The sequence below is a fragment of the Streptomyces sp. NPDC111802 genome (genome assembly GCF_055634335.1).
In genome coordinates this window covers 248,665-254,035 of sequence record NZ_JBVKCZ010000009.1, presented here as the reverse complement: position 1 = coordinate 254,035, position 5,371 = coordinate 248,665, and the positions used below count along the sequence as shown (strand labels likewise).

Here is a 5,371-nt window from a genome sequence, read left to right as displayed (position 1 = left end):
TCAACGCGCACAAGGCCGGCACCATCAAGGGCCTGTCCGCCGAAGTCGGCGCCTCCCTCACCTCCGGCGCCGCCATCTGCGAAATCAAGGACTGACGCATACGGCACCCGAGGCGCCCGGCGGACTGGAGCAGACAGTCCGCCGGGCGCCTCGTTTTCCCACCGGTGGCATTCTTGAGGCACACCGAGCGCGGGAGAGGGCAGGTGAGAGCAATGGCGAGCACGACCTCCGAGAGTGCGGGGAGCGTGGGCGCGGCGGCGGAAGCACAGCCGCGTGCCATGCGCGCCGATGCCCGCCGCAATCACGCGCGTCTGCTCACCGAAGCCCGCGCCGCCTTCGCCGAGCACGGCACGGACGCGTCCCTGGAGGACGTGGCCCGCCGCGCGGGCGTGGGCATCGGCACCCTGTACCGCCACTTCCCCAACCGGGACGCCCTGTTGAGCGCGATCTTCGAGGACGCGGCGGGCGACCTGCTGTCCCGCTCCCGCGAACTGCTCAACGCTCCCGAGCCCTGCACGGCCCTGGTGACCTGGCTACGCGAGATGGTCACGCACGCGGGCGAGTACCGCGGCCTGGCCCACGCCCTGATGTCCGCCTCCGACGACAACTCATCGGCCCTGGCGCGATGCAGCGACCCCATCAGACAGGCGGGCGGCGCACTGCTGGCGCGAGCACAGGAGGCAGGGACGGTCCGCCCGGACGTGGCGATCGGCGACCTGCTCCAGCTCACCCACGCCATCGCACTGGCAGCGGAGGAGACACCGGGCGACCCGGAGCTGGCGGACAGGTTGCTGCTCTTGACACTGCGGGGACTGAAACCCACCTAGGGCCTGTCGTTTGGATCAGCTCGGCCGTGAGGTGCGGTTCTTCTCAGCCGACCCGAGCGGGGCGATGGGGGTGCCCCCGCACGAGCCGAGCGAAGCCGGTTCGAGCGTGGGGGAGCGTGCAGCTGCAAGGCGGAGGAGGGCGGCGACGCGATGGGGGTCCCCCCGCTCGAGCGAAGTCGAGAGTGGGGGAGTTGGCTACCGACGACAACGCCGCAGATGCGCGTGTCAGGGCCCGCGACGCCGAGATGATCCAAACGACAGGGCCCAGGGGCGCGGGACTGAGTCGATATGCGGCTCCTCCGCGTGGGCGCGAACAGCCACCCACGCCCCGCACCCGCCAAGGGCCCGAGCCCCAAAGGCGAACCGGCGACCTATCGCCGCCGCAGGTCGGCGACCCGCGCCCGCTCCCGCTCCCGCTCCCGCTCGGCCCCCTGCTCCCCGAGCACCGCCGCACCGGTCGGCCGCAACCCCGGCACACCCCCGGAGGGCCCCCGCCTCGGTCCCGGCAGCGCACGCTGCTGACGCCGCGCCGGGACCTCGTCACCCCCCGGCGCGCCACTCGCCCCGGCCACGGCGATCTGCACCCCCTGATCGGCAAGGGCCTGCAACTCGGTGTGGGCACGGTCGTCATGGGCCGGCGGATCATCGGTGACGAGCCGCGTGATGACATCCGTGGGCACGGTCTGGAACATCGTGTCCGTACCGAGCTTGGTGTGGTCGGCGAGGACGACGACCTCCGCGGCGGCCTGGACGAGGGCCCGGTCGACGGACGCGGAGAGCATGTTGGACGTGGAGAGCCCGCGCTCGGCGGTGAGCCCGCTCCCGGACAGGAAGGCCCGGGACACCCGCAGCCCCTGCAGGGACTGCTCGGCTCCGCTGCCCACCAGCGCGTAGTTCGACCCGCGGAGCGTGCCGCCGGTCATCACGACCTCGACCCGGTTGGCATGGGCCAACGCCTGCGCCACCAGCAGGGAGTTGGTGACGACGGTCAGTCCGGGCACCCGGGCGAGCCGGCGGGCCAGCTCCTGAGTGGTGGTTCCCGCCCCGACGACGATCGCCTCGCCCTCCTCCACGAAATTCGCGGCGAGGTCGGCGATGGCCGTCTTCTCGGCGGTCGCGAGATGTGATTTCTGCGGAAAGCCGGACTCCCGCGTGAACCCGCCCGGCAATACCGCACCGCCGTGCCGGCGGTCGAGGAGTCCTTCTGCCTCCAGTGCGCGCACGTCCCGCCGTACGGTCACTTCGGAGGTCTGGACGACGCGGGCGAGCTCACGGAGCGACACGGCCCCGTTCGCTCGCACCATTTCGAGGATCAATTGGCGACGTTCTGCAGCGAACACGAAACTGACAGTAACCCCAACGACCGTCTGGTTTCAGCAGTTTGCGCCGAATAACAGAAGTTGTTCGCACGCGAGGGCAAGGAGTGGTATAGGGCCTAGTCCCGCCGCCTATGCCGTACGCATGCTCGACAACTCCCCGTGACCAGGGACGAGTCGGTTTCGGCCGTCAGAGTTCGCCGCCGGACTTCCGTGTGTGCAGCTGCCGCGCCACCTCGGCGATCGAGCCCGAAAGGGAGGGGTACACGGTGAAGGCGTTCGCGATCTGTTCGACCGTCAGATTGTTGTCGACCGCGATCGAGATCGGATGGATCAGTTCCGAGGCACGCGGCGACACGACCACACCGCCGACCACGATGCCCGTACCCGGCCGGCAGAAGATCTTGACGAAGCCGTCCCGGATGCCCTGCATCTTGGCGCGCGGGTTGCGCAGCAGCGGCAGCTTGACGACCCGGGCGTCGATCTTGCCCCCGTCCACGTCGGCCTGTGAGTAGCCGACGGTGGCGATCTCGGGGTCGGTGAACACATTCGACGACACGGTCTTCAGGTTCAGCGGGGCCACCGCGTCGCCCAGGAAGTGGTACATGGCGATACGTCCCTGCATCGCCGCCACCGAGGCGAGCGCGAAGACACCGGTGACGTCACCGGCGGCGTACACACCCGGCGCGGTCGTCCTGGACACCTTGTCGGTCCAGATGTGCCCGGACTCGCGCAGCTTGACGCCGGCTTCCTCCAGGCCCATGCCCTCGGAGTTCGGGATGGCGCCGACCGCCATGAGGCAGTGGGTGCCGCTGATGACACGCCCGTCGGCGAGGGTGACCTCGACCCGGTCGCCGACGCGCTTGGCGGCGGCGGCGCGCGAGCGGGCCATGACGTTCATGCCGCGGCGCCGGAAGACGTCCTCCAGTACGGCGGCGGCGTCCGGGTCCTCACCCGGCAGCACCCGATCCCGCGAGGACACGAGGGTGACCCGCGACCCGAGCGCCTGGTAGGCACCGGCGAACTCGGCACCGGTGACACCGGACCCGACCACGATGAGCTCCTCGGGAAGCTCGTTGAGGTCGTAGACCTGCGTCCAGTTGAGAATCCGCTCGCCGTCGGGCTGGGCGTCCGGCAGCTCACGGGGATGTCCGCCCGTGGCGATGAGCACGGCATCGGCGACGAGGGTCTCCTCGCTCCCGTCGGCGGCGCGCACCACGACCTTCCGGGACCCGTCGAGGCCCTGCATGCCCTCCAGCCGTCCCCGGCCGCGCATCACCCGCGCACCGGCACGCGTGACGGAGGCGGTGATGTCGTGGGACTGCGCGAGCGCGAGCCGCTTGACACGCCGGTTGACCTTGCCCAGATCGACGCCCACCACCCGGGCGGGCGTGTCGATGTGCGGGGTGTCGTCGGCGACGATGATCCCCAGCTCCTCGTAGGAGGAGTCGAAGGTGGTCATCACCTCGGCCGTGGCGATAAGGGTCTTCGACGGCACGCAGTCGGTGAGCACCGACGCACCGCCCAGACCGTCGCAGTCGACGACGGTCACCTCCGCGCCGAGCTGGGCGGCCACCAGGGCCGCCTCGTATCCGCCGGGTCCGCCACCGATGATCACGATCCGAGTCACGTACCCCATTGTCCCGCACGCCCCACCGTGGTACCGCCTGGGGGCCCGCCCGAGACACCACCGTTACGGGAGGGGCACACGATGCACCTGCCGTACCCTCTCCCCATGTCGCTCTACGCCGCGTACGCCGGCAATCTCGACGCGCGGCTGATGACCCGCCGCGCTCCGCACTCGCCGCTGCGCGCCACCGGCTGGCTCAACGGATGGCGACTGACGTTCGGGGGCGAGCAGCTCGGCTGGGAGGGCGCGCTGGCCACGCTCGTCGAGGATCCGTTGGAACAGGTCTTCGTCGCGCTCTACGACATCGCCCCGATGGACGAGGACTCCCTCGACCGCTGGGAGGGCGTGAGCCTCGGCATATACCGCCGCCTCCGGGTCCGCGTGCACACGCTGGAGGGCGAGGAGCCGGCCTGGGCGTACGTCCTGAACGCCTACGAGGGCGGCCTGCCGTCGGCCCGCTACCTGGGCGAGATCGCGGACGCGGCGGAGTCGGCCGGGGCACCCCACGACTACGTGATGGAGCTGCGAAAGCGCCCCTGCTGAGACCCACCGCCCTCAGACACCCCTCCAGCCCCACCCGGCACCCTTTTCGTTGGAAACGACAAGACAACGATCGCCATCCCGTGAGCTCTGTCATCTACGCGCGTAGGCCCAAACCGGCTACCCTCAGTCGCGTGAACGCATCTCTTCTTCCGGACGACATCCAGGGCGACCCCCACGCCGCCGCCGACGCCGCCGCCGCGCGCCTGCGCGAACTCACCGGCGCCGAGACCCACGACGTCGCCCTCGTGATGGGCTCCGGCTGGGCTCCGGCCGTGGACGCCCTCGGCGCACCCGAGGCCGAGTTCCAGGTCACCGAGCTGCCCGGGTTCCCCCCGCCGGCGGTGGAAGGGCACGGCGGCAAGATCCGCTCCTACCGGATCGGCGACAAGCGCGCCCTGGTCTTCCTCGGCCGCACCCACTACTACGAGGGCCGCGGAGTGGCCGCCGTGGCCCACGGCGTCCGCACGGCCGTGGCGGCGGGCTGCAAGACGATGGTCCTGACCAACGGCTGCGGCGGCCTGCGCGAGGGGATGCGCCCCGGCCAGCCGGTCCTGATCAGCGACCACATCAACCTCACGGCCACCTCCCCCATCATCGGCGCCAACTTCGTCGACCTCACCGACCTCTACTCCCCCCGCCTGCGCGCCCTGTGCAAGGAGATCGACCCCACGCTGGAGGAGGGCGTCTACGCCCAGTTCCCCGGCCCGCACTACGAGACGCCGGCCGAGATCCGTATGGCCCGCGTGATCGGCGCGGACCTGGTGGGCATGTCGACGGTCCTCGAGGCGATCGCCGCGCGTGAGGCAGGCGCCGAGGTCCTGGGCATCTCCCTGGTCACCAACCTCGCGGCGGGCATGACCGGCGAACCCCTCAACCACGAGGAGGTCCTCCAGGCGGGCCGCGACAGCGCGACTCGGATGGGCTCGCTACTGGCGCAGGTTCTCGACCGGCTGTAGAAGGCAAGCCGGCCTCCGCCAGGAAGTGGGCGCAGTCGCGTACGGCGGGCAGGGGCCGGGGTGGGGGGTGTCCGCCCGCCGCTGCGGGCGGACACCCCC

4 protein-coding genes and 1 pseudogene are annotated in these 5,371 nt (G+C 71.0%); 3 read left to right on the top strand and 2 right to left on the bottom strand.

What is annotated here, in order from left to right:
- The first annotated feature begins 278 nt into the window (after positions 1-278).
- Positions 279-827, top strand: coding sequence for a TetR/AcrR family transcriptional regulator (locus ACZ7NC_RS12850; protein ID WP_471487533.1), 549 nt, complete (start codon positions 279-281; stop codon positions 825-827).
- 371 nt (positions 828-1,198) lie between these two features.
- On the opposite strand, the gene ACZ7NC_RS12845 is transcribed toward ACZ7NC_RS12850, so the two are convergent.
- Both ACZ7NC_RS12845 and ACZ7NC_RS12840 read right to left on the bottom strand, forming a co-directional pair.
- On the bottom strand, positions 1,199-2,167 hold the full coding sequence (locus tag ACZ7NC_RS12845; protein ID WP_471487519.1) for a DeoR/GlpR family DNA-binding transcription regulator: 969 nt from the start codon (positions 2,165-2,167) through the stop codon (positions 1,199-1,201).
- A 166-nt stretch (positions 2,168-2,333) separates the two neighbouring features.
- A pseudogene (locus ACZ7NC_RS12840) lies at positions 2,334-3,794 on the bottom strand (NAD(P)H-quinone dehydrogenase); the annotation flags it as partial.
- Between the two features lie 84 nt (positions 3,795-3,878).
- Here ACZ7NC_RS12840 and ACZ7NC_RS12835 point away from each other — a divergent pair.
- Together ACZ7NC_RS12835 and ACZ7NC_RS12830 are read left to right on the top strand one after the other, a co-directional pair.
- A complete protein-coding gene (locus tag ACZ7NC_RS12835; protein WP_471487517.1) occupies positions 3,879-4,316 on the top strand; it encodes a gamma-glutamylcyclotransferase family protein in 438 nt (145 codons plus the stop codon).
- 131 nt (positions 4,317-4,447) lie between these two features.
- Positions 4,448-5,272, top strand: coding sequence for a purine-nucleoside phosphorylase (locus tag ACZ7NC_RS12830; RefSeq protein ID WP_471487516.1), 825 nt, complete (start codon positions 4,448-4,450; stop codon positions 5,270-5,272).
- The last annotated feature ends 99 nt before the right edge of the window (positions 5,273-5,371 follow it).

What these genes read in the sequence shown, in the direction of transcription:
- ACZ7NC_RS12850 (WP_471487533.1), top strand. Translation starts at nt 279, where the DNA reads ATGCGCGCCGATGCCCGCCGCAATCACGCGCGTCTGCTCACCGAAGCC.
- ACZ7NC_RS12835 (WP_471487517.1), top strand. Translation starts at nt 3,879, where the DNA reads ATGTCGCTCTACGCCGCGTACGCCGGCAATCTCGACGCGCGGCTGATG.